Genomic DNA, 21,539 nt, shown 5'->3' on the forward strand with positions numbered 1-21,539 from the left:
TGTCGCATGCCAAAATCATTGAAATCAAAGTGCCATTATTCATGGCAAATGCCACGAGGCTTCTATACTCGACTTCATAGGTCATCGCCTCTGGCAGTGACGTGGCTCCAAGATGGGATAAGCTATGGAATGGCTGGGTCAGCATTTTTTTACCGACCTTCCAGACAGCGGGCATTTATTACTCAATTGCAGTCATAACCCCTTTCTGGTGCTGCTCGCCTACCTGGTCGCCTGCGCAGCGGGTTTCGGTACGCTAGACATGGCCGAACGCGTCGGCCATGTCGAAAACCCCACCGCCCGCCGTCATTGGTGCTGGCTGGGAGCGGGTTGCCTGGCGGGCGGGATCTGGTCGACCCACTTCATCAGCATGCTGGCCTTCCAGGCCCCTGTCGCCATTCACTACGAACTTCTCACGACCTTCGCTTCCCTGCTGATCGCCCTGATCGCTGCGCTATTGGCCATGCAAACCCTCAGTCATGCCCACGTGCGGCCCCACCAATACCTGCTGGCCTCAGTGTGGATGGGCCTGGGCATCGCACTGATGCACTACGTGGGCATGGCGGCCATGCGCTCCCAGGCCCAGGTGTACGTTGAATCGCGACTGTTCATGGCGTCGGTGGCGATTGCCATCGGTGCCAGCCTGGCGGCGTTGCTGCTGTCCAGTTACCTGCGTAACGGTGCCGGGGTCTTTCATCAATTGCTCAAATACGCCGCCAGCCTGGTGCTGGGCGCCGGAATCCTGAGCATGCATTTCACAGGCATGGCCGCCATGCAAATGCTGGTACTCAATGATGCGGACCTGTCGCTGCCGGTAGATAACAACCCGATTCAACTGGGCCTGTCGGTGGCGGTGATTACTTTGCTGGTGATCGGCAGCAGTATCAGCGCAGCCCTGGCGGATAAAAAACTGCAACACAAGGAGCATGACCTGCGCCGGGTCAACGCGCTGCTCAGCGAACTGGACCAGGCTCGCGCCTCGCTGCAACAGGTGGCCCACTTCGATGCATTGACCAATCTGCTCAACCGCCGCGGGTTCAATCAGATTTTCGCGGAAAAAGTCGTAGAAAAAACGCGAAACAAAGGGATGATGGCGGTGATCTTCCTCGATATAGATCACTTCAAGCGCATTAATGACAGCCTTGGGCACGATGCTGGCGACCAGTTGCTCACCGTATTGGCCGGGTATATCAAAAGCTCGGTACGCAGCCATGAGGATGTCGTCGCACGATTTGGTGGCGATGAGTTCTGCATCCTGATCAATATTCATCACCGCGACGAAGCACGGCATATGGCCCTGCGCATCATGCAGAAAATGAAAGAACCCATCGAACTGGCCGGCCGACGCATGGTGATGACCACCAGCATCGGCATCAGCCTGTTCCCCGACGACGGCCAGACCTGCGAAGAACTGTTGAAAACCGCCGACCTGGCGCTTTATCAATCCAAGGATGCAGGGCGCAACAGCCTGCACTTCTTCAGCTCCAACCTGAAAACCCGCGCGTTCCTCGAACTGCAGTTGGAAGAAGAGCTGCGCGCTGCCCTGCGCGCACGCAGTGGGTTGGTGCTGTTCTATCAACCGATCTTCGACATGAAGCTCGCCAAGGTCACGCGCCTGGAAGCCCTGGTGCGCTGGCAGCATCCGCAGCACGGGCTACTGGCACCGGACCGCTTTATCGGCATCGCCGAGAATAACGGGCTGATCGCGGAGCTTGATCACTGGGTACTGCGCCAGGCCTGTCATGATCTGAGCCTGCTGTCTGACCGAGGCTACACCGAACTGACCATGGCGGTGAACTGCTCGGCGCTGAACCTGGCCCGGGACGAGTTGGCCGATGAAATCGAAGCCGCCCTGCGCTTTGCCGCTGTGGCTGCCAACCGTCTGGAACTGGAAGTCACCGAAAATGCACTGATGGGAAATATCAGCAGCACCCTGGCGCTGTTGCGGCAAATCCGTGCGTTGGGCGTCTCCCTGGCGATCGACGATTTCGGCACTGGCTATTCATCCCTGGCCTACCTCAAGCGCTTGCCGCTCAACACCTTGAAAATCGACCGCTCGTTTATCCAGGACATACCAAGGTCCAGAGCCGACAGCGAAATCGTCCAGGCGATTATCGGCATGGCCCACACCCTGCACTTGCAGGTGGTCACAGAAGGCGTGGAAACCCAGGAGCAATTCGAGCTGCTACTCAGACATGGCTGCGACTATATCCAGGGCTACCTGCTCAGCCCGGCGGTGCCCTTCAACGAGATCATCGGCTTGATCCAAGGCATTGCGCTGCGCAACCCGCTTTACCCATTCAGCGTGGAAGGCGCCACGGACACCCCACCGCCGAACGACCCTGCGCCGGCGCGCATCGGCCCGCCTTCTATCGTCAGGCCAATTCGCTGAGATCGAGCGTTCGAATGGACAGTCCAGTCGCTGAACTCCAGCGCCCTGGCACACCCGGAAACAATTCATCCCCGCTTTCCCCTCGGTATCAACTGTTCCCGTGACGTTTACGTCACCCTCGGCTGTGACCTTTCTCTACGGCAAGGTGCCATCACCGGCTAGGCGGTTACTCCGCTACACACTTGCAGGGGTTAAAAAGACGCACCTTTTTCGTGCAGGCAATTCTTAAGCTGCCCTTTCCTGGATCAGAATCCAAGGCGACACCACCACCGCCCACAGGCTCGGATCACGCTCCACCAAGTCCAATGCCCGCGTTGCAGACACTTCGCCAAGGCTCCCCGCGGCCAGCCAGGCGGCGACTTTGTCACGGTTGTCTTCGGCCATTCCCTCGGCCGCTTCGATCAGATCCAGGCCGGCGTCGACCCACAATAGGGCACCCTTGGCAAAGAACGGCTCGAGCTCCTTCCAGGAAATTTCGGCGGTTTCACCGAGCAGCTTGGCATAGAGGGTGCTAGGTTCTTGCGTCATGGGAGTTCACCTGAATAAAAAATCGGCGCAATCATAGCCTCGTAACCCAGGTAGAAAAACCCAGTAGCAAATGAGGTAGCGATTGAAAGTGCCAGGAAAGCCAAGGAATGCCTTGAAGGCTGATAAGAACCCGCCGCAATTCTGTCTTTTTCTTTCATTTAAGCGACATAGCAGTGGTATGCCCCCAGCTGCCAGCTTTTCAAGCGATCAACCGGCGCTCTACACTGTACCGGTACAGTTGCCAGGGCAATGCCGGGGGGATATCCGCGATATCTGATCCGGTTCTGCAGCTCACAAGGCCGCTAGAACTATAAAAAATACAACAGTAAGAGTGGAGCACTATGAATAAGGCTACTAAGCAGATTTCCAAACTGTTTGCCGCTATGGTCCTGGCTGGGGTTGCCGGCCATTCGTTCGCAGCCGACACCATCAAGATCGGCATCGCCGGTCCCAAGACCGGTCCGGTGACGCAATACGGTGACATGCAATTCATGGGTGCCAAGCAGGCAATCGCCGACATCAACGCCAAGGGCGGCGTCGATGGCAAAATGCTTGAAGCCAAGGAATACGACGACGCCTGCGATCCGAAACAAGCCGTGGCCGTCGCCAACAAAGTGGTCAACGACGGCGTCAAGTTCGTAGTCGGTCACCTCTGCTCCAGCTCCACTCAGCCAGCGTCGGACATTTATGAAGACGAAGGCGTCATCATGATTACCCCAGCCGCCACCAGCCCGGAAATCACCTCCCGTGGCTACAAGCTGATCTTCCGCACCATCGGCCTCGACAGCGCGCAAGGCCCAGCGGCCGGCAACTACATCGCCGACCACGTGAAGCCGAAGATCGTTGCCGTGCTGCACGACAAACAGCAATACGGTGAAGGCATCGCCAGCGCCGTGAAGAAAACCCTTGAAGAGAAAGGCACCAAGGTTGCCGTCTTCGAAGGCCTGAACGCCGGTGACAAGGACTTCTCCTCGATCATCCAGAAACTCAAGCAAGCCAATGTCGACTTCGTCTACTACGGCGGCTACCACCCTGAGCTTGGCCTGATTCTGCGCCAAGCCAAGGAAAAAGGCCTGAACGCCAAGTTCATGGGCCCTGAAGGCGTCGGCAACGACTCCATCTCGCAAATCGCCCAGGGCGCTTCCGAAGGCCTGCTGGTGACCCTGCCGAAGTCCTTCGACACCGACCCTGCCAACAAAGCCATCGTCGAAGAGTTCGCCAAGAACAAGCAGGACCCAACCGGTCCGTTCGTGTTCCCGGCCTACTCGGCCATTGAAGTCATCGCTGGCGGCATCAAGGCGGCCAAGAGCGAAGACACCGCCAAGGTGGCCGAGGCCATCCACGCGGGCACCTTCAAGACCCCTACCGGCGATCTGAGCTTTGACGCCAAGGGCGACCTGAAAGACTTCAAATTCGTGGTCTACGAATGGCACTTCGGTAAACCAAAAACCGAAGTTTCCCCTCAGTAAGCCAGGCGTTACTGGTCAACAAGCCCACTGTGCAAGCAGTGGGCTTTGTTTTACGAGGTTTATGGGCCATGTCACCCGCGATCCGGGCGCTGGCTCACCTGAAAATCTTAAAACCGTCACCAGCGGTTCGCTGGCAAACGCTTTGTGCAACCTGCTCACAGAACAGGGCACCCAGCCGGAAATGACTCCACCAGTGAAATGCGTATCGGGTTTTTAGGAGCGCTGTAATGCCTGAGATCTATCATTTTTTCCAACAGCTGGTTAATGGCCTGACCATTGGCAGCACCTATGCCTTGATAGCCATTGGCTACACAATGGTTTACGGCATCATTGGAATGATCAACTTCGCCCATGGCGAGGTGTACATGATTGGTTCCTACGTGGCCTTCATCGCCCTCGCCGGGCTGGCCATGATGGGGATTCACTCCCTGCCGCTGTTGATGACCGCTGCGTTCCTGGCGTCGATCATCGTGACCAGTGCCTATGGCTACAGTATCGAACGGGTTGCCTATCGTCCCTTGCGTGGCAGCAACCGTTTGATCCCGCTGATTTCCGCCATCGGCATGTCGATTTTCCTGCAGAACACCGTATTGCTGTCCCAGGACTCCAAGGACAAGTCCATTCCCAACCTGATCCCGGGGAGCATCTCCTTCGGCCCAGGTGGCGCACAAGAAGTGCTGATTTCGTACATGCAGATCCTGGTCTTCGTCGTCACCCTGGTGGCCATGCTGGGCCTGACCCTGTTCATCTCCCGCTCCCGTCTGGGGCGCGCCTGCCGGGCCTGCGCCGAAGACATCAAGATGGCCAACCTGCTGGGCATCAACACCAACAACATCATCGCCTTGACCTTCGTCATTGGTGCCGCACTGGCGGCCGTGGCGGCCGTGTTGCTGAGCATGCAATACGGCGTGATCAACCCCAACGCCGGTTTCCTGGTGGGCCTGAAGGCCTTTACCGCAGCGGTATTGGGCGGCATCGGCAGCATTCCGGGCGCGATGCTCGGCGGGCTGGTGCTGGGTGTGGCCGAAGCCTTTGGCGCCGATATCTTCGGTGACCAGTACAAGGACGTCGTGGCGTTCGGCCTGTTGGTTCTGGTGCTGTTGTTCCGTCCGACCGGCATCCTGGGCCGTCCGGAGGTTGAGAAAGTATGAGCAGATATCTTAAATCGGCGTTTTTCAGCGCCTTGCTGGTATGGGCCGTGGCCTTTCCGGTACTCGGCCTCAAGCTGAGCATTGTCGGCATCAACCTGGAAGTGCATGGCACCGGTCCCGTGACCTTGGCCGTCATCGCCCTGTGCTCGGTGCTGATGTTCCTGCGCGTGCTGTTCACCCAGCAGGTCGGTGCCTTGTTCAAGGGCAATCGTGGCCCGCTGGTGTCGCCCAAGGTCAGCCAATTCCTGACCCTGCCGCGTACCCAGCGCTACATCATCATCGGCCTGATTATCGCTGCGCTGATCTGGCCGTTCTTCGGTTCCCGCGGTGCGGTCGACATTGCCACGCTGATCCTGATCTACGTGCTGCTGGGCCTGGGCCTGAACATCGTGGTGGGCCTGGCCGGCCTGCTTGACCTTGGTTATGTGGGCTTCTACGCCGTGGGTGCCTATACCTACGCGCTGCTCTCGCACTACCTGGGCTGGAGCTTCTGGATCTGCCTGCCACTGGCCGGTATGGCGGCGGCGACGTTCGGCTTCCTGCTGGGCTTCCCGGTGCTGCGCCTGCGCGGTGACTACCTGGCGATCGTGACCCTGGGCTTTGGTGAAATCATCCGTCTGTTCCTGCGTAACCTCACCGACATCACCGGTGGCCCCAACGGCATCAGCAGCATCCCCAAGCCGACGTTCTTCGGGCTGTCGTTCGACCGTACCGCAGCCGAAGGCATGCAGACCTTCCACGAATACTTCGGGATTGCCTACAACCCGGTCAGCAAAGTGGTGTTCCTGTACCTGGTGGCGCTGTTGCTGGCGCTGGCGGCACTGTTCGTGATCAACCGCTTGCTGCGCATGCCCATCGGCCGCGCCTGGGAAGCGTTGCGCGAAGATGAAATCGCCTGTCGTGCCCTGGGCCTGAACCCGACCATCATCAAGCTTTCCGCGTTCACCCTAGGCGCCGCGTTCGCCGGTTTCGCCGGCAGCTTCTTCGCCGCGCGCCAGGGCCTGGTGACCCCGGAGTCGTTCACGTTTATCGAGTCGGCGATCATTCTCGCCATCGTGGTGCTCGGTGGCATGGGCTCGCAACTGGGCGTGATCCTGGCGGCGATCGTGATGATCCTGCTGCCGGAAATGATGCGTGAGTTCAGCGAATACCGCATGTTGATGTTCGGCGCCTTGATGGTGCTGATGATGATCTGGCGCCCTCAGGGCCTGCTGCCCATGCAACGTCCACATATGGAGCTGCGCAAATGAGCCGCGAGATCCTGAAAGTAGAAAACTTGAGCATGCGCTTCGGCGGCTTGCTGGCGGTCAACGGTGTAGCCCTGACCGTGAAAGAGAAACAGGTTGTAGCACTGATCGGCCCCAACGGCGCCGGCAAGACCACAGTGTTCAACTGCCTCACCGGCTTCTACAAGCCGAGCGGCGGCAGCATCCTGCTGGACGGCCAACCGATCCAGGGCCTGGCGGGTCACGAGATCGCTCGCAAGGGCGTGGTGCGTACCTTCCAGAACGTGCGGTTGTTCAAGGACATGACCGCAGTCGAGAACCTGTTGATCGCCCAGCACCGCCATTTGAACACCAACTTCTTCGCAGGCCTGTTCAAGACCCCGGCGTTCCGCAAGAGCGAGCGCGAGGCCATGGAGTACGCGGCGTACTGGCTGGACAAGGTCAACCTGACGGAATTTGCCAACCGCCCGGCCGGCACCCTGGCCTATGGTCAGCAGCGTCGCCTGGAAATCGCTCGTTGCATGATGACGCGCCCGCGGATCCTCATGCTCGACGAACCCGCCGCCGGCCTGAACCCCAAGGAAACCGAAGACCTCAAGGCGCTGATCAGCGTGCTGCGTGAGGAGAACGACGCCACGGTGCTGTTGATTGAACACGACATGAAACTGGTCATGAGCATTTCCGACCATATTGTGGTGATCAACCAGGGCACGCCGCTGGCCGACGGCACGCCGGAGCAGATCCGCGACAATCCTGAAGTGATCAAAGCCTATCTGGGGGAAGCGTAAAATGCTGCAGTTCGAAAACGTTTCCACGTTCTACGGCAAGATCCAGGCCCTGCACGACGTCAATGTCGAAGTGCGCCAGGGTGAGATCGTCACCCTGATCGGCGCCAACGGCGCCGGCAAATCGACCCTGCTGATGACCCTGTGCGGTTCGCCCCAGGCCCACGGCGGCAGCATCCGTTACATGGGTGAGGAACTGGTGGGCAAGCACTCCGCCGAGATCATGCGCAAGAGCATTGCCGTGGTACCGGAGGGTCGTCGGGTGTTCTCGCGCCTGACCGTGGAAGAGAACCTGGCCATGGGTGGGTTCTTCACCGACAAGGGCGACTACCAGGAGCAAATGGACAAGGTGCTGCACCTGTTCCCGCGCCTCAAGGAACGCTTCAGCCAGCGCGGCGGCACCATGTCCGGCGGCGAGCAGCAAATGCTCGCCATCGGCCGGGCGCTGATGAGCAAGCCCAAGCTGCTTCTGTTGGACGAACCGTCCCTGGGACTGGCACCGATCATCATCCAGCAGATCTTCGACATCATCGAACAGCTGCGCAAGGATGGTGTAACGGTGTTCCTGGTGGAGCAGAACGCCAACCAGGCGCTGAAAATTGCTGACCGTGCCTATGTGCTGGAAAACGGTCGGGTGGTCATGCAGGGGACTGGCGAGCAACTGCTGACGGACCCGAAGGTGCGGGAGGCGTACCTCGGCGGCTAAGACCCGGTAACTGAGTAAACCGGATCTAAATGTGGGAGGGGGCTTGCCCCCGATGGCAGGCTGATAGTCACCGCATCTTGTGACTGAACCACCGCTATCGGGGCAAGCCCCCTCCCACATTTTTTGTGTGAACCGAAAGATTCTCGAATTATTTTCGAACTCTTTGTAACGAACTCACCCCCCCTCTCTCTAGTGGTGCAAGCAGGCAATCAAGCCCGCTAATTCAACCCACTGCTGGAGTTATACCCATGACCACCAAACTGTCTGCCGCCTCCCTCATCCTGGCCCTGGGCTCGGCCCTGAGCCTGTCCGCCCTGACCACCACCGCTCATGCGGCCGACGAGATGCAGAAATGCTTCGGCGTGGCTGAAGCCGGCAAGAACGATTGCGCCGCGGGCGCTGGCACTTCCTGCGCTGGCACCTCCAAAACCAAAGACCAGGCCAACGCGTGGAAACTGGTGCCCGCCGGCACCTGCACCCAGACCCCAAGCACCACCTCGCCGACCGGTTTCGGCCAGGAAGCCGCCTTCACCGCCAAGTCCTGATCCCCCCGCAAGCCTGAGTACTGATGATGACGCCAACACCCGACTACACGATCTCACTGGCTCAGGCGCCTGGCCTGCCCTTGCGGGCCGGGCTGGGGCTGAAGACCGAGCATTTTACCCAGGTGCTCGAGACCTGCCCCGACATCGGTTTTTTCGAAGTGCACGCCGAAAACTACATGGTGGCCGGCGGCCCGTTTCATCACTACCTGGGCTTGATCCGCGCGCAGTACCCACTGTCACTGCACGGCGTGGGCCTGTCCATCGGCGGCGAAGGTCCACTGGACCATGAGCACCTGGCACGCCTGGTCACGCTGATCGAACGCTATCAACCCCAGTCTTTTTCCGAACATCTGGCCTGGTCCAGCCACGGCCCGGTGTTTCTCAACGACTTGCTGCCCCTGGCCTACGACGCCAGCACCCTGAGCCGGGTATGCGACCACGTCGATCAGGTACAAAGCACACTCAAGCGGCCGATGCTGTTGGAGAACCCCTCGACCTACCTGCAGTTCCAGCGCTCCACCCTGGACGAAACCGACTTCATCGGCGAGATCATCCGCCGTACCGGTTGCGGCCTGCTACTTGATATCAACAACGTCTATGTCTCCTGCATCAATCATCAGCGCGACCCACTTGCCTATATCAATGCCCTGCCATTGCGCGCAGTCGGTGAGATTCATCTGGCCGGCTTTGCCGAAGACACCGACAGCCTGGGCGACCGCCTGCTGATCGATGACCACGGCGCGCCTATCGATAACGCCGTGTGGCAATTGTACGAACAGGTACTGACACGGACCGGCCCGGTAGCCACCTTGATCGAACGGGATAATCACGTGCCGGCATTCAGCGTGCTGCAGGCCGAGGCCCGGCAAGCCCAATGGTATTTGTCGCAGGTGGCCAGATGAGTATTCAACACGAATTTGCCCAGGCTTTGCTGGCGCCCGACGCAGTCTGTCCCGAGGGTGTGTTCAGCAGCAATGGTGCCGACCCGGCAAGCCGCTTCGCGGTGTATCGCAATAACGTTCACAGCTCGTTGAACGATGGGCTGGCGGCCGCTTATCCGGTGGTGCGGCGATTGGTAGGCGATGAGTTTTTCCATGCCATGGCCGGCCTGTACGTCCAGGCTTATCCGCCCACTACCCCGTTGATCAGCGAATACGGCAGCTCTTTGGCTGACTTTATCCAAGGGTTTGAGCCGGCTTCGAGCGTGCCTTACCTGGCAGATATAGCGCGATTGGAACGCCTGCGGGTTCGCGCCTATCACGCGGCGGATCGCCAGGCGTTGGACCAGCCCAGCGTTCTTCAACAACTGCAAGGCGCAGAGCAACTCGGACACCTGCGTGTGCAACTGCACCCATCGCTCGCCACGCTGAACTCCCCCTACGCAATCGTCGCGGTATGGGCCGCGCACCAGACCGAGGACGCTATCGCCACGTTGAACCCCTGGCATGCCCAGGGCGCTCTGGTCTTGCGCCAAGGGTTGGCGGTCAAGGTATTTGCCATCGACAGTGGCTCAGTCATCTTTATCAACCGCCTCAAGCAAGGCGCCGGGCTGGAGGCGGCCGTTGCCAATGCGCTTGAAGCCTCGGCCGAATTCGACCTGCACCAATGTCTCAAGCTGCTGATCAGCCACGACGCCATCACTCATTTGCATCTGGAAAGAAAGGTATCGCCATGAACGCGCCCGCTCCCTGCCTGGTGAAACGGGCCGTCGCCCTGTTCGAAAACATCCCCTACAGCCTGATCGCGTTTATTGCGCGCTTCTCCATTGCAGCAGTGTTCTGGAAATCCGGGCAAACCAAAGTCGAAGGCTTTGCCATCGATCTGGTCAGCGGCACATTCCAATGGGGCGAGCCCAAGCTTGCTGCGTCGGCGTTGTGGTTATTTCGCAGCGAGTACCACGTGCCGTTGCTGGCGCCGGAAGTGGCCGCGCATATGGCGACCTTTGCCGAGCATTTTTTCCCGGTGCTGATCCTGCTGGGATTGGCTACGCGCTTCTCGGCCCTGGCCCTGATCGGCATGACCTTGACCATCCAGTTGTTCGTCTACCCTGATGCCTATCCGACCCACGGCACCTGGATTGCGCTGCTGTTGCTGTTGCTCGCCAAGGGGCCGGGCAGCCTGTCCATCGACCACTGGATTGCCCGTCGCTTGCGTTAAAGCCGATCCAACGCCTCACCGCTGCGCCTGAACCAGTCCACCAGGTAATCGGCCAATACCTGGGTACGCCGCGGCAGGCCACCCTGGTAGGGGTGCACCAGGTACATCGGCATGCTGCGCGTCTGATAGTCGCGCAGGAGCCAGCGTAACCGGCCTTCGGCCAGTTCCTTCGGTAATACGTAGGACGGCAGCCGCGCGATACCGGCGCCCACCAGCGCGGCTTTTTTCAGCAGGTTGTAGTGGTTGGAGGCAAACGTGCCGCTTACCCGAACCCGCAGCAATTCGTTTTGCTGGTGATACAACCATTCCTCGCGTCCGCTGTAGTGACTGTTGAGCAAACAGATGTGTGTCGCCAGGTCCGCCGGGGTCAGTGGTTCGCCATGCTGTTCCAGATAGGCCGGGCTGGCGCAGGTCATCTCGCGCCACGCCAGCAGAGGCTTGGCCACCAGGCGTTCATGTTCGATGGCACCCGAGCGTACGCCCAAGTCAAAACCATCCCGGGCCAAGTCGCGGTAACTGTTATTAAGCTCCAGTTCGACCTGGACCTGCGGGTATTGTTTGGAGAACTCCAGTAATAAGCCATCAAAGAAGGTCTCACCCAACGAGACCGGAACGGTCATGCGCACAGGGCCGGTCAAATCATCTTTGAGCCGCGCCAATGCCTGGCGCGCGCGCTCCACCTGCACCACCAGCGCTTGTGCCTGAGGCAGCAACGCCGCGCCGGCGGCGGTGAGGCTCAGTTTGCGTGTCGTACGGTGCAACAGCACCACGGCAAACTGTGCTTCCAACTGGCTGATGCGCTTGGACAGCTGCCCCTTACTGCAACCCAGTTGCTCGGCGGCCAGGGTAAAGCTGCCAGCTTCAATCAGCACCGCGAAGGCCGCCAGATCATCCATTTCGCTCATGGATTGTTTCCATTTGAAAACCAAAGGTTGCCTATTAGCGCGTTTATCCGCTGAAAAAGCCACACTAGACTGAACCTTCACTATCTCTGGAGGAACAGCACGATGAAAATCCTATTGATTGGTGCCAGCGGCACAGTCGGTTCGGCGGTGAAGGCGCAGCTGAGCCAGCGTCACGAAGTGATCAGCATCGGTCGCACCAGCGGCGATTTCCAGGTGGACATCAGCGACAGCGCTTCGATTCGTAAATTGTTTGAACAAACCGGCCCGTTCGACGCACTGGTCTGCGCAGCGGGCAACGTCAATTTCGTAGCCTTGGGCGAGATGAGCGAAAGCGACTTTGAACTGGGCCTGCGTGACAAGCTGATGGGCCAGGTCAACCTGCTGCTGATCGGTCGGGAATATGCCAACGACGGTGCTTCGTTCACCTTCACCAGCGGCATACTGAACCGTGATCCGATCCGCACCGGCGCCTCGGCAGCGTTGGTCAACGGTGCACTGGACGCATTCGTCAAAGCGGCGGCCATTGAATTGCCACGTGGCCTGCGTATCAATGCTGTGAGCCCGACCGTTCTACTGGAAGCCATGGGCAGCTATGCACCGTATTTCCGTGGCTACAAACCAGCTCCAGCTGCCGATGTGGCACTGGCTTACGCAAAAAGCGTCGAGGGCCTACAAACCGGTCAGACCTTTATCGTAGGCTGAATTTGATGTCTGTCAGAAACACCTGAAGCCGGCGAGCGGGCTTGTGATGCGGCGCCAGCCTGCGTAACGTGGCGGCACTTGTTTGGAGACCCAATATGCGTGCCGCCCGTACCCTCGCCCTGTGTGCCTTGCTTCCCTTGTTCGCCGCTTGCCAGCTGTTCGAAAGCGAGCCGGCCAAGCCCTCTACCGTCGGGCTGACCCGTATGCAGGGTGAATTGACCGCGGTGGACGGCAAGCTGTTGTTCCAGCCGTGCGGCGACCAGCGTAACTACGTGGTCAAGGATACCGGCGGCACCAGCATCCTGCAGGAAGCGGCCTCCCTGGCCGGCCAGCAAGGCGCACTGTTTGCCGACCTGCGCGGCAAGTTTTCCGGGGTTGCCACCGGTACCCAGGGCGAAGTGGAGCTGCAACAGCTGTACCGCGTCGAACGCTCGACCTCCGCCTGTACCGACCCGGACTTCAAGCGCATGATCCTGCGCGCCAACGGCCATAAACCGGCCTGGGCGATGAACGTCACGGCCAAGGGCATGGTGCTGGAACGTGAGGGCCAACCACCTTTGGCAGTGCCGTACGTCGAAGAACAACTGGGCGACGGCCGCTTCAACCTGATGACCGAAGCCAATAACCAGCACATCGAGCTGTGGGTGGCGCCCCAGCGCTGCGTCGACAGTGTGAGCGGCAGCCTGCAACACATGAGCGCCGAGTTGCGGGTAAACGGCCAGGTGCAGCGTGGTTGCGCAGCCTTTGGCGGCTCGCGGGACGACTGATTCGACCCTGAGCTGTTTTAACCTGACGGAAAGTCGCCATTGGAGCTTATAATCGCCGGTTTGCAAAACAGCCGGCCTTCTCGCCCGCCGCCTACCGGATCCTGTCATGTTACGAATCACCGAACTCAAGCTGCCCATCGACCATCCCGAAGAAGACCTGCGGCCAGCCATCGTGCAGCGCCTGGGCATCGCCAGTGATGACCTGCTCGATTTCACCCTGTTCAAACGCAGCTACGATGCCCGTAAAAAGTCGTCGGAGCTGTGCTTCATCTACACCATCGACTTGAACGTGAAGGGCGAAGCCGCCCTGCTGCTCAAGTTTGCCGACGACCGCAACGTCAACCCGGCCCCCGACGTCAGCTACAAGGTGGTGGGCCAGGCGCCGGCAGACCTGGTCGAGCGGCCGATCGTGGTCGGTTTTGGCCCCTGCGGAATTTTCGCCGGGCTGCTGCTGGCACAGATGGGCTTCAAGCCGATCATCCTCGAGCGCGGCAAGGAAGTGCGCCAACGCACCAAGGACACCTGGGGCCTGTGGCGTAAAAGCGTGCTCAACCCCGAATCCAACGTGCAATTCGGTGAAGGCGGCGCCGGCACCTTCTCTGACGGCAAGCTCTACAGCCAGATCAAGGACCCGAAATTCCACGGCCGCAAGGTGCTGCACGAGTTCGTCAAGGCCGGCGCGCCGGAAGAGATCCTCTACGTCAGCAAGCCCCATATCGGCACCTTCCGCCTGACCGGCGTGGTGGAAAACATGCGCGAGCAGATCATCGCCCTTGGCGGTGAAGTGCGCTTCGAGCAACGGGTCACCGACGTGTTGATCGAAGATGGGCAGTTGAACGGCGTGGTCGTCGACGGCGGCGAGCAGATTCTCTCAAGGCACGTGATTCTTGCCCTGGGCCACAGCGCACGTGACACCTTCCGCATGCTCCATGGCCGCGGCGTATACATGGAGGCCAAGCCGTTCTCGGTGGGTTTCCGTATCGAACACCCGCAGTCGCTGATCGACGCCGCACGCCTGGGCAAGTACGCCGGCCACCCGAAACTGGGCGCGGCCGACTACAAGCTGGTGCACCACGCCAAGAACGGCCGTTCGGTCTATAGCTTCTGCATGTGCCCGGGCGGCACTGTGGTGGCCGCGACCTCGGAACCCAATCGCGTCGTGACCAACGGCATGAGCCAGTACTCGCGCAACGAGCGCAACGCCAACTCCGGCATTGTGGTCGGCATCACCCCCGAAGTGGATTACCCAGGTGGCCCGTTGGCCGGTATCGAGTTGCAGGAGCGCCTGGAGTCCCACGCCTACATCCTCGGCGGCAGCAACTACGAGGCACCGGCGCAGTTGGTGGGCGACTTTATCGCCGGCAAACCGTCCACCGCCTTAGGTAGTGTGGAACCTTCCTACAAGCCCGGCGTATCCCTGGGCGACCTGGCCCTGGCCTTGCCGGACTTCGCCATCGAAGCCATCCGCGAAGCCTTGCCGGCGTTCGAGAAGCAGATCAAGGGTTACTCGCTGCACGATGCAGTGTTGACGGGGATCGAGACCCGCACCTCGTCACCGTTGCGCATTACCCGCGATGAGTCGATGCAGAGCCTGAACGTAAAAGGTCTGTTTCCGGCCGGGGAAGGTGCGGGTTATGCCGGCGGGATTCTATCGGCGGGTGTTGACGGGATTCGGATTGCCGAGGCGTTGGCGCGGGATATGCTCGGCATTGAGGCCTGAGCACACCGCCCCTCCCACATTTTGATTTGCGGTGGGTCAGATATTGGCGCGCAGGATAGTGTTGGGCAACGGTTCACCGCGCTCGACACTCGCCGCCACCGCCGCAATCAAGCTCTCCAGCTCATAGCCCTGCCCCGCCAACCACGCCTGATCATAATAGGTGGTGGCATAACGCTCGCCGCCATCACACAAGATCGCTACGATCGACCCCGACTCCCCCGCCGCTTTCATCTGTTGCGCGGCCATCAATGCGCCGATCAGGTTGGTCCCGCTGGAACCGCCAACCCGTCGCCCCAGACGCTCGGCCAGATAATGCATGGCCGCCAGTGACAACGCATCCGGGACCTTGACCATCGCATCAATCACCGCAGGCAGAAACGACGCTTCCACTCGCGGCCGGCCAATCCCTTCGATACGTGAGCCACACTCCAGGCGCAGGCTGGCGTCGCCGCTCTGGTAGAAGTCGAAAAACACCGAACGTTCTGCATCGGCACACAACACGCGGGTGCAATGCTGGCGATAACGCACATAACGGCCCAGGGTCGCGGTAGTGCCGCCAGTGCCGGGGCTGGAAATCAACCAACTGGGCTCCGGGTGCTGTTCAAAGCGCATCTGCTGGAAGATCGACTCGGCGATGTTGTTGTTCGCCCGCCAGTCGGTAGCACGTTCGGCATAGGTGAACTGGTCCATGAAATGACCACCACCCTCCTTTGCCAGGCGCTCGGACTCCGCGTAGATCTGCGTCGGATCCTGGACCAGATGACTCTTGCCACCATAAAAGGCGATCTGGGCGATTTTCTCCTGGGACGTGGAAGCAGGCATGACCGCAATAAACGGCAAGCCCAGCAGGCGGGCGAAGTAGGCTTCGGAGATCGCCGTGGAACCACTCGACGCTTCAACCACCGGGGCGCCAGGCTTGAGCCAGCCATTGCACAGTGCGTACAGGAACAGTGAGCGGGCCAGGCGATGTTTCAGGCTGCCGGTGGGGTGGCTGGACTCGTCCTTGAAGTACAGCTCGATGCCTGGCAACCCCGGTAATGGCAACGGGATCAGGTGGGTGTCAGCGCTCCGCTGGAAGTCCGCTTCAATGATGCGAATGGCTTCGCGGGCCCAGGTACGGTGGTCGCTCATGGTGGGTTCTCTAAAGGTTTTCAGACTTGATCTTAGGATGTTTCCTACACTCAACACAGATACAGTGGCGACTCAATTGGACACACAATTGCTAGTCTTCAAGGCATCGGTAACCGCGCCAATCTCTTATAACAAATAAGAATATAACTTTTGTTTTAACAACTAACAGTACGGGTTAGGGTACCCACCTATTGAACCTGGAATGGAGAGCATCCCTTGCCTCTGCGTAGCACTTTCACCCGTTTCTTCCAGCTGGAAGCCGCCAGTGGCCTGTTGTTGATCGCCGCTGCCGCCTTGGCGCTGATCATCAACAACTCGCCGTTGTCGCACCTGTACAACGCCTTCCTCGAGACCCCGGTGGTCACACAGGTGGGAGCGTTGACCATCGCCAAGCCGGCGCTGCTGTGGATCAATGACGGCCTGATGGCCCTGTTCTTCCTGTTGATCGGCCTGGAGGTCAAGCGCGAACTCCTCGATGGCCACCTGTCCAAGCCCTCCCAAGTGGTACTGCCCGGCGCAGCAGCCATCGGCGGCATGGTGGTGCCGGCCCTGATCTACTGGGCGCTGAACAAGGACAACCCCGCCGCTCTCGCAGGCTGGGCGATCCCCATGGCCACGGATATTGCGTTCGCCCTGGGCGTGCTGGCCCTGCTGGGCAAGCGCGTACCGGTGTCGCTGAAGCTGTTCCTGATGACCCTGGCAATCATTGACGACCTCGGTGCCATCATCGTCATTGCGTTGTTTTACTCCGCCGACTTGTCCGGCGCATCCCTGGCGGGCGCGGGGGCTTGCTTGATTGCCTTGATTGCGATGAACCGCCTGGGCGTGATCAAGCTTGGGCCGTACCTGATCGTTGGCTTGATCCTGTGGGTGTGCGTACTCAAGAGCGGTGTGCATGCCACGCTGGCCGGCGTGACCCTGGCGTTCTGCATTCCCCTGCGTACCAAAAATGCCGAGACTTCACCGTTGCTGACCCTGGAACACGCCCTGCACCCCTGGGTGGCCTATGCCATCCTGCCGCTCTTCGCATTCGCCAATGCTGGCGTCTCCCTCAGCGGCGTCAGCCTGGACAGCTTCACCCACCACGTGCCCATGGGCATCGCCGCTGGCCTGTTGATCGGCAAGACCGTCGGCGTATTCGGCCTGACCTGGCTGGCAATCAAGACCGGTATCGCCTCACTGCCCAGCGGCGCCAACTGGGGCCAGGTGCTGGGGGTGGCAATCCTGTGCGGCATCGGCTTTACCATGAGCCTGTTTGTCGGCTCACTGGCGTTTGTGCCGGGCGCCAGTGAGTTTGCCGGTGAAGACCGCATGGGCATTCTGACCGGGTCGATCCTGGCGGCCTTTATCGGGTACGCGGTGACGGCAATGGCGAGCCGCAAGAAAGCCTGACCCTCTGGGAAAACAGCATAAAAAAACCCCAACCGGTCACCCGGCTGGGGTTTTTCTTTGCCTGCTCGCTAGCGCTTAGCGGGTAACGCGGCTGGTACCGTCAACGGTCATGATGCGTACGCGGTCGCCGATGCGGAAGATTTCATTTTCCTGCACGGCTTGTACGTAGGCACGCATGCTGCCGTCGTCTTCGCGAACGGTGATTTCCACGCCCTGGGTACGGGTCAGGCCTTCTTCGGTGGCCGAGCCCAACAGGCCGCCAGCGACCGCACCGATCACGGCGGTGACAATGCTGCCACGACCGCCACCGATGGCGCTGCCGCCAACGCCGCCGATGACTGCGCCTGCAGCGCCGCCGATTGGGGTCTTGGTACCTTCGATTTTCACCGGACGCAGGGATTCGATGGTGCCCATGCGCACGGTCTGTACACGACGCGCCTCATCGCGAGAGTACGAGTCGCCGGTCAGACTCGAGGCGCAGCCACCCAAGAGCAACGACAGGGTGGTAAAGCAGGCAACTAGTAAAACGGACTTACGCATAGCATCAACTCCAAAGGACAGGTATTCATTAAACGCTCTGGCTTGGCGCCTGTCACGGCAAGCCAGGCAAAAAATTGTTTTCATTCAGCCTGAGTACAGACTGCCAGCACCAGAAAACTCGACGAACGGTAACCAAGGTTATGGCGCCGAACGATGCCATAACCTGTTTGACCAGTGTAGCCGCGCAGCCGAAAGCGCCGAGGTCTCTTGATCAGGGACTCCAGCGCAATAGCTTTGATTCAGGCGGGATGACGAAAGGTGACGCTCAGGGCGCCAGGCGCTCGCGGGACCATTGAGCCCCTTGCAGGCGATAGTTGAGGCGGTCATGCAGGCGGCTGGCGCGGCCTTGCCAGAACTCGATGCGCTCGGGCAGCAAACGGTACCCACCCCAATGCTCAGGGCAGTCGGGCTGGGTATCGCTGAAACGCTGTTCAGTGGCCTTGAGCAGTTCCTGCAGTTCTTCGCGGTCACGAATGACCTGGCTCTGCGGGGAAGCCCAAGCCCCCAGGCGGCTGCCCAAAGGACGTACCTGGTAATAAGCATCCGACTCTTCAGGGGTGACCTTGACCACGCGCCCTTCAATGCGCACCTGGCGCTCCAGGGTCGGCCAGAAGAAGGTCATGGCTGCGAACGGACGCGCCGCGAGCTGTTCACCCTTGGCGCTTTGATAGTTAGTGAAGAAGGTAAAGCCCTGTGCATCCAGGCCCTTGAGCAACAGGATACGACAGTGCGGGCGACCGTCCTGGTCGACCGTCGCCAGGGTCATGGCATTGGCCTCCACCGGTGGCTGTTCGGTTTTCACCGCGTCACCGAACCATTGGTGGAACAACGCAAACGGCTCATCCGGGGCCTGGGCCTCGCTCAAACCGTCCCGTGTGTAGTCACGGCGCATATCGGCCAGTGCCTGGGTCATGCGGCTTTATCCTCGTGGTTCAACGGCTCAGTTTTTTGCCTGGTCGTTCGAAGCGGGTGCAGCAGCTTTGGCTTTGGCCGCAGCGGGTTTCTTCGCTGCCGGTTTGGCTGCGGCTTTTTTAACCGCGGGCTTGGCAGCAGCTTTCTTGGCCGGGGCCTTTTTGGCTGGCGCTTTTGCCTTTGCCGCAGGTGCCGGGGCGGGAACGTCCTGCACGGCAACCATTTCAGCAACAGGCGGCGTCTTGCCCGAGTTGTACTTGCTCAGCAGTGCCAACATCGTTGTACGCTGAGTGAACATGATTTCCATGCGACGATTCAGCGCACGGCCCTGATTGCTGTCGTTGGCGGCACGCGGCATAAGGTCGCCCATGCCACGCAGCATCAGGCGGTCCTGCTTCAACCCACTGAGGCTGAAAATCGATGCAATCGACTGCGCACGCTCCTTGCTCAACGCCTGGCTCGCCGGTGCGCTGCCAGTGGCGTCGACGTGGCCCAAGACCAGTACAGCGGTCTTTGGATCAGCCTCTACAGCCTTGGCCACACGGGTAAACGGGCCCAGGGTCACCGGCAGCAACATCGCCGGGCGCTTCGGGTTGTAGGAACCATCGACAGGGGCAATCACTACCAGCACGTTGTCGCGACGCTCAAGTTGCAGGGTGCTGCCCTTGATGGCCTCACGCAGGCGAGGTTCGTAGTCATCCAGCCAGGCTTGAGTGATTTTCGGGTCAGGCATCTGCACGTTGGTCACGTCGACCTTGGCCAAGGGCTTTGGCTTGCTTTCGAACGGCCACCACCAGTGAGGCTCGGTGTCGGTCTTGGCGACCACAGGCGCCGCGTCCGACGTCGGGGTGGCTGCCTTGAGGTCGGCTTTCAGGTCAGCCTTGGCATCGGCGGCCTTCTCTTCGGCACTCTTGGTGGAGAACGGCCACCAGCTGTAACCGGTATCAGCCTTGGTGGCCGGAGCCGGTGCAGCAGCAGCGGCGACGGGCTCAACGGGCTTGGCGCCTGCAGCAGGCTTGGCATCGGGCTTGGCGTCGGTTTGGGTCACTGCGTCCTTGGTCGCAGTCTTGTCCGATCCGAATGACCACCAATGCCCACCTTCGGCATCATTTTGTGGAGTTTGTGCGCAACCCGTAATAGTGAGGCACAGCGCCAGTGCCAAGGACTTGTTCGATAACATGAGATATCCACAAAATGAGAAAAAACCAGGGGGTCTCGTGACCCGTTAAACCGACGCTTAAAGAACATTCAAGTTACATCGTGTCGTTCAGCATCTTTCTTATACTTGCCTTTGTAACAAAAAATTGTGAAACAGCAAGGGGTTTATAGACAATCGGCCAATATTCCGACCAACTTCTGCGCACGCGGGTCCATAAGTACGTAAGGCCCTAGGGTATTAGTCACAAAACCGAATGCGACATCATGTTCAGGGTCGGCAAACCCGACTGAGCCGCCTGCCCCGGGATGCCCGAATGCGCGTGGCCCCAGGCCAAACGTGGCATTGGGCAACTGCGGTTGATCCAACATGCAGCCCAGGCCGAAGCGGGTTTGGGTCAATAAGGTTTTGTCCAGCCCGATACTGTGTTCACGAGTCAATTGTTCGAGCATGTCGCTTTCCAGCAAACTACCGTCCAACAACCCGCTATAAAACCCGGCCAGGCTGCGTGCATTACCGTGACCATTAGCCGCGGGCTGCTGCATGCGTCGCCATTCGGGCTTGTTAGTGCTGGTCAGAATAGACGGTGGATTGGCAAATGCACGTGTGGTCATTGCTGCGGGTTCGCGCATCATTACTTGAAGTAACCGTTGTGCCGCTTCATCGCCCATATTGCCTTTACTGCGGGCTATATGGGCAACACGATAAAACTCTTCATCCGCAAGGCCCACATGAAAATCCAGCCCCAAGGGCCGTGCGACCCGCGCCACGATGGACTCCCCCGGCTCGCGCCCATCGGCACGGCGCAGCAATTCGCCGACCAGCCAACCGTAAGTGATCGCCTCATAGCCATGCCCCTCGCCCGGTGTCCACCAGGGAGCCTCGGCCGCCAGGGTGTCGACCATCAACTGCCAGTCGTAGAGGGCTTCGGTAGGCAGCATTTCGCGGATGGCCGGCAGCCCGGCCTGGTGACAGAGCAACTGGCGCAGGGTAATCGCTTCTTTGCCCGCCGCGGCAAATGCCGGCCAGTAATCGGCCACAGGCGCATCGAGCTTGAGCTTGCCTTCGGCCACCAGTTGCAGGGCAGTAACGGCCGTGAAGGTCTTGGTGCAGGAGAACAGGTTGACGATAGTGTCGCTATGCCAGGCTTCGGCCCCGTCCTTGTCGGCAGTACCGGCCCACAGGTCGACGACGGTCTGCCCGCCGATCTGGATGCACAACCCGGCACCACGTTCCTGGGGGTCATCGAACAGTGCGGCGAAGGCTTCGCGTACCGCTTCGAACTGGAGCTCGTAATGACCCTGAATCTGCACCTAAGCCGCCTTGAAAATACTGTAGGAAATGGTCGACATTGTTCC

At 59.9% G+C, this 21,539-nt stretch carries 21 protein-coding genes; 14 read left to right on the plus strand and 7 right to left on the minus strand.

Annotated features, from left to right (window positions below; all coding sequences use genetic code 11):
- The first annotated feature begins 124 nt into the window (after positions 1-124).
- Complete coding sequence (locus QZR30_RS01100) at positions 125-2,389, plus strand: putative bifunctional diguanylate cyclase/phosphodiesterase (RefSeq protein ID WP_311902857.1); 2,265 nt, start codon at positions 125-127, stop codon at positions 2,387-2,389.
- A 225-nt stretch (positions 2,390-2,614) separates the two neighbouring features.
- Here the strand turns inward: QZR30_RS01100 and QZR30_RS01105 are convergent, their stop codons facing one another.
- Positions 2,615-2,917 (minus strand): DUF2288 domain-containing protein, encoded by a 303-nt coding sequence (locus QZR30_RS01105; protein ID WP_017530446.1) that lies wholly within the window; start codon positions 2,915-2,917, stop codon positions 2,615-2,617.
- Positions 2,918-3,258: 341 nt separating this feature from the next.
- Here QZR30_RS01105 and QZR30_RS01110 point away from each other — a divergent pair, with 341 nt between their 5' ends.
- The 9 genes from QZR30_RS01110 (at position 3,259) to QZR30_RS01150 (ending at position 10,956) form a co-directional block, all read left to right on the plus strand.
- Entirely contained in the window at positions 3,259-4,386 is a 1,128-nt protein-coding gene (locus QZR30_RS01110; protein WP_046071338.1) for a branched-chain amino acid ABC transporter substrate-binding protein, read from the plus strand.
- Between the two features lie 227 nt (positions 4,387-4,613).
- Positions 4,614-5,537: a high-affinity branched-chain amino acid ABC transporter permease LivH gene (gene livH, locus QZR30_RS01115; protein WP_003193535.1), complete on the plus strand. Its 924-nt coding sequence runs from the start codon at positions 4,614-4,616 to the stop codon at positions 5,535-5,537.
- The gene (locus tag QZR30_RS01120) at positions 5,534-6,787 is read left to right on the plus strand and encodes a high-affinity branched-chain amino acid ABC transporter permease LivM (RefSeq protein ID WP_046071337.1); all 1,254 of its coding nucleotides are present in this window, start codon (positions 5,534-5,536) and stop codon (positions 6,785-6,787) included. The genes livH and QZR30_RS01120 overlap by 4 nt, the downstream gene beginning before the upstream one ends.
- Positions 6,784-7,551 carry a high-affinity branched-chain amino acid ABC transporter ATP-binding protein LivG gene (livG, locus tag QZR30_RS01125; protein ID WP_046071336.1) on the plus strand — a complete coding sequence of 256 codons (768 nt, stop codon included), beginning with the start codon at positions 6,784-6,786 and terminating at the stop codon, positions 7,549-7,551. Before QZR30_RS01120 ends, livG begins: the two co-directional genes overlap by 4 nt.
- 1 nt (position 7,552) lies before the next feature.
- Positions 7,553-8,254: an ABC transporter ATP-binding protein gene (locus QZR30_RS01130; protein WP_046071335.1), complete on the plus strand. Its 702-nt coding sequence runs from the start codon at positions 7,553-7,555 to the stop codon at positions 8,252-8,254.
- Between the two features lie 248 nt (positions 8,255-8,502).
- On the plus strand, positions 8,503-8,799 hold the full coding sequence (locus QZR30_RS01135) for a BufA1 family periplasmic bufferin-type metallophore (RefSeq protein ID WP_046071334.1): 297 nt from the start codon (positions 8,503-8,505) through the stop codon (positions 8,797-8,799).
- Between the two features lie 23 nt (positions 8,800-8,822).
- Positions 8,823-9,701 (plus strand): MNIO family bufferin maturase, encoded by an 879-nt coding sequence (bufB, locus tag QZR30_RS01140; RefSeq protein ID WP_068966543.1) that lies wholly within the window; start codon positions 8,823-8,825, stop codon positions 9,699-9,701.
- Positions 9,698-10,474 carry an HvfC/BufC N-terminal domain-containing protein gene (locus tag QZR30_RS01145; protein WP_046071332.1) on the plus strand — a complete coding sequence of 259 codons (777 nt, stop codon included), beginning with the start codon at positions 9,698-9,700 and terminating at the stop codon, positions 10,472-10,474. Before bufB ends, QZR30_RS01145 begins: the two co-directional genes overlap by 4 nt.
- Positions 10,471-10,956 carry a DoxX family protein gene (locus QZR30_RS01150; protein ID WP_311902858.1) on the plus strand — a complete coding sequence of 162 codons (486 nt, stop codon included), beginning with the start codon at positions 10,471-10,473 and terminating at the stop codon, positions 10,954-10,956. The genes QZR30_RS01145 and QZR30_RS01150 overlap by 4 nt, the downstream gene beginning before the upstream one ends.
- Here the strand turns inward: QZR30_RS01150 and QZR30_RS01155 are convergent.
- Positions 10,953-11,861, minus strand: coding sequence for a LysR family transcriptional regulator (locus QZR30_RS01155; RefSeq protein ID WP_311902859.1), 909 nt, complete (start codon positions 11,859-11,861; stop codon positions 10,953-10,955). The genes QZR30_RS01150 and QZR30_RS01155 overlap by 4 nt on opposite strands.
- Before the next feature lie 69 nt (positions 11,862-11,930).
- Between QZR30_RS01155 and QZR30_RS01160 the strand changes: the two genes are divergently transcribed.
- The 3 genes from QZR30_RS01160 (at position 11,931) to QZR30_RS01170 (ending at position 15,050) form a co-directional block, all read left to right on the plus strand.
- Positions 11,931-12,563: a short chain dehydrogenase gene (locus QZR30_RS01160; RefSeq protein ID WP_269085144.1), complete on the plus strand. Its 633-nt coding sequence runs from the start codon at positions 11,931-11,933 to the stop codon at positions 12,561-12,563.
- A gap of 95 nt (positions 12,564-12,658) precedes the next feature.
- Entirely contained in the window at positions 12,659-13,330 is a 672-nt protein-coding gene (locus QZR30_RS01165) for a COG3650 family protein (protein ID WP_056847414.1), read from the plus strand.
- A 106-nt stretch (positions 13,331-13,436) separates the two neighbouring features.
- Positions 13,437-15,050, plus strand: coding sequence for an NAD(P)/FAD-dependent oxidoreductase (locus tag QZR30_RS01170; protein ID WP_046071327.1), 1,614 nt, complete (start codon positions 13,437-13,439; stop codon positions 15,048-15,050).
- 36 nt (positions 15,051-15,086) lie between these two features.
- Here the strand turns inward: QZR30_RS01170 and QZR30_RS01175 are convergent, their stop codons facing one another.
- Positions 15,087-16,181: a PLP-dependent cysteine synthase family protein gene (locus QZR30_RS01175; RefSeq protein WP_046071326.1), complete on the minus strand. Its 1,095-nt coding sequence runs from the start codon at positions 16,179-16,181 to the stop codon at positions 15,087-15,089.
- Between the two features lie 216 nt (positions 16,182-16,397).
- Between QZR30_RS01175 and nhaA the strand changes: the two genes are divergently transcribed.
- Entirely contained in the window at positions 16,398-17,573 is a 1,176-nt protein-coding gene (nhaA, locus tag QZR30_RS01180; protein ID WP_046071325.1) for a Na+/H+ antiporter NhaA, read from the plus strand.
- A 75-nt stretch (positions 17,574-17,648) separates the two neighbouring features.
- Here nhaA and QZR30_RS01185 read toward each other — a convergent pair whose 3' ends face one another.
- From QZR30_RS01185 to QZR30_RS01200, 4 genes are all read right to left on the minus strand, one after another.
- The gene (locus QZR30_RS01185) at positions 17,649-18,113 is read right to left on the minus strand and encodes a glycine zipper 2TM domain-containing protein (protein ID WP_003189251.1); all 465 of its coding nucleotides are present in this window, start codon (positions 18,111-18,113) and stop codon (positions 17,649-17,651) included.
- A gap of 265 nt (positions 18,114-18,378) precedes the next feature.
- On the minus strand, positions 18,379-19,026 hold the full coding sequence (gene pdxH / locus QZR30_RS01190; protein ID WP_043051583.1) for a pyridoxamine 5'-phosphate oxidase: 648 nt from the start codon (positions 19,024-19,026) through the stop codon (positions 18,379-18,381).
- A 27-nt stretch (positions 19,027-19,053) separates the two neighbouring features.
- The gene (locus QZR30_RS01195; RefSeq protein WP_046071323.1) at positions 19,054-20,205 is read right to left on the minus strand and encodes an OmpA family protein; all 1,152 of its coding nucleotides are present in this window, start codon (positions 20,203-20,205) and stop codon (positions 19,054-19,056) included.
- A gap of 143 nt (positions 20,206-20,348) precedes the next feature.
- Positions 20,349-21,494 carry an EstA family serine hydrolase gene (locus QZR30_RS01200; RefSeq protein ID WP_046071322.1) on the minus strand — a complete coding sequence of 382 codons (1,146 nt, stop codon included), beginning with the start codon at positions 21,492-21,494 and terminating at the stop codon, positions 20,349-20,351.
- Between the last annotated feature and the right edge of the window lie 45 nt (positions 21,495-21,539).

It is taken from the genome of Pseudomonas sp. rhizo25 (assembly GCF_031931935.1).
Classification (GTDB): domain Bacteria; phylum Pseudomonadota; class Gammaproteobacteria; order Pseudomonadales; family Pseudomonadaceae; genus Aquipseudomonas; species Aquipseudomonas synxantha.

What these genes read in the sequence shown, in the direction of transcription:
- QZR30_RS01100 (WP_311902857.1), top strand. Translation starts at nt 125, where the DNA reads ATGGAATGGCTGGGTCAGCATTTTTTTACCGACCTTCCAGACAGCGGG.
- QZR30_RS01105 (WP_017530446.1), bottom strand. Translation starts at nt 2,917, where the DNA reads ATGACGCAAGAACCTAGCACCCTCTATGCCAAGCTGCTCGGTGAAACC.
- QZR30_RS01110 (WP_046071338.1), top strand. Translation starts at nt 3,259, where the DNA reads ATGAATAAGGCTACTAAGCAGATTTCCAAACTGTTTGCCGCTATGGTC.
- livH (WP_003193535.1), top strand. Translation starts at nt 4,614, where the DNA reads ATGCCTGAGATCTATCATTTTTTCCAACAGCTGGTTAATGGCCTGACC.
- QZR30_RS01120 (WP_046071337.1), top strand. Translation starts at nt 5,534, where the DNA reads ATGAGCAGATATCTTAAATCGGCGTTTTTCAGCGCCTTGCTGGTATGG.
- livG (WP_046071336.1), top strand. Translation starts at nt 6,784, where the DNA reads ATGAGCCGCGAGATCCTGAAAGTAGAAAACTTGAGCATGCGCTTCGGC.
- QZR30_RS01130 (WP_046071335.1), top strand. Translation starts at nt 7,553, where the DNA reads ATGCTGCAGTTCGAAAACGTTTCCACGTTCTACGGCAAGATCCAGGCC.
- QZR30_RS01135 (WP_046071334.1), top strand. Translation starts at nt 8,503, where the DNA reads ATGACCACCAAACTGTCTGCCGCCTCCCTCATCCTGGCCCTGGGCTCG.
- bufB (WP_068966543.1), top strand. Translation starts at nt 8,823, where the DNA reads ATGATGACGCCAACACCCGACTACACGATCTCACTGGCTCAGGCGCCT.
- QZR30_RS01145 (WP_046071332.1), top strand. Translation starts at nt 9,698, where the DNA reads ATGAGTATTCAACACGAATTTGCCCAGGCTTTGCTGGCGCCCGACGCA.
- QZR30_RS01150 (WP_311902858.1), top strand. Translation starts at nt 10,471, where the DNA reads ATGAACGCGCCCGCTCCCTGCCTGGTGAAACGGGCCGTCGCCCTGTTC.
- QZR30_RS01155 (WP_311902859.1), bottom strand. Translation starts at nt 11,861, where the DNA reads ATGAGCGAAATGGATGATCTGGCGGCCTTCGCGGTGCTGATTGAAGCT.
- QZR30_RS01165 (WP_056847414.1), top strand. Translation starts at nt 12,659, where the DNA reads ATGCGTGCCGCCCGTACCCTCGCCCTGTGTGCCTTGCTTCCCTTGTTC.
- QZR30_RS01170 (WP_046071327.1), top strand. Translation starts at nt 13,437, where the DNA reads ATGTTACGAATCACCGAACTCAAGCTGCCCATCGACCATCCCGAAGAA.
- QZR30_RS01175 (WP_046071326.1), bottom strand. Translation starts at nt 16,181, where the DNA reads ATGAGCGACCACCGTACCTGGGCCCGCGAAGCCATTCGCATCATTGAA.
- QZR30_RS01185 (WP_003189251.1), bottom strand. Translation starts at nt 18,113, where the DNA reads ATGCGTAAGTCCGTTTTACTAGTTGCCTGCTTTACCACCCTGTCGTTG.
- pdxH (WP_043051583.1), bottom strand. Translation starts at nt 19,026, where the DNA reads ATGACCCAGGCACTGGCCGATATGCGCCGTGACTACACACGGGACGGT.
- QZR30_RS01195 (WP_046071323.1), bottom strand. Translation starts at nt 20,205, where the DNA reads ATGTTATCGAACAAGTCCTTGGCACTGGCGCTGTGCCTCACTATTACG.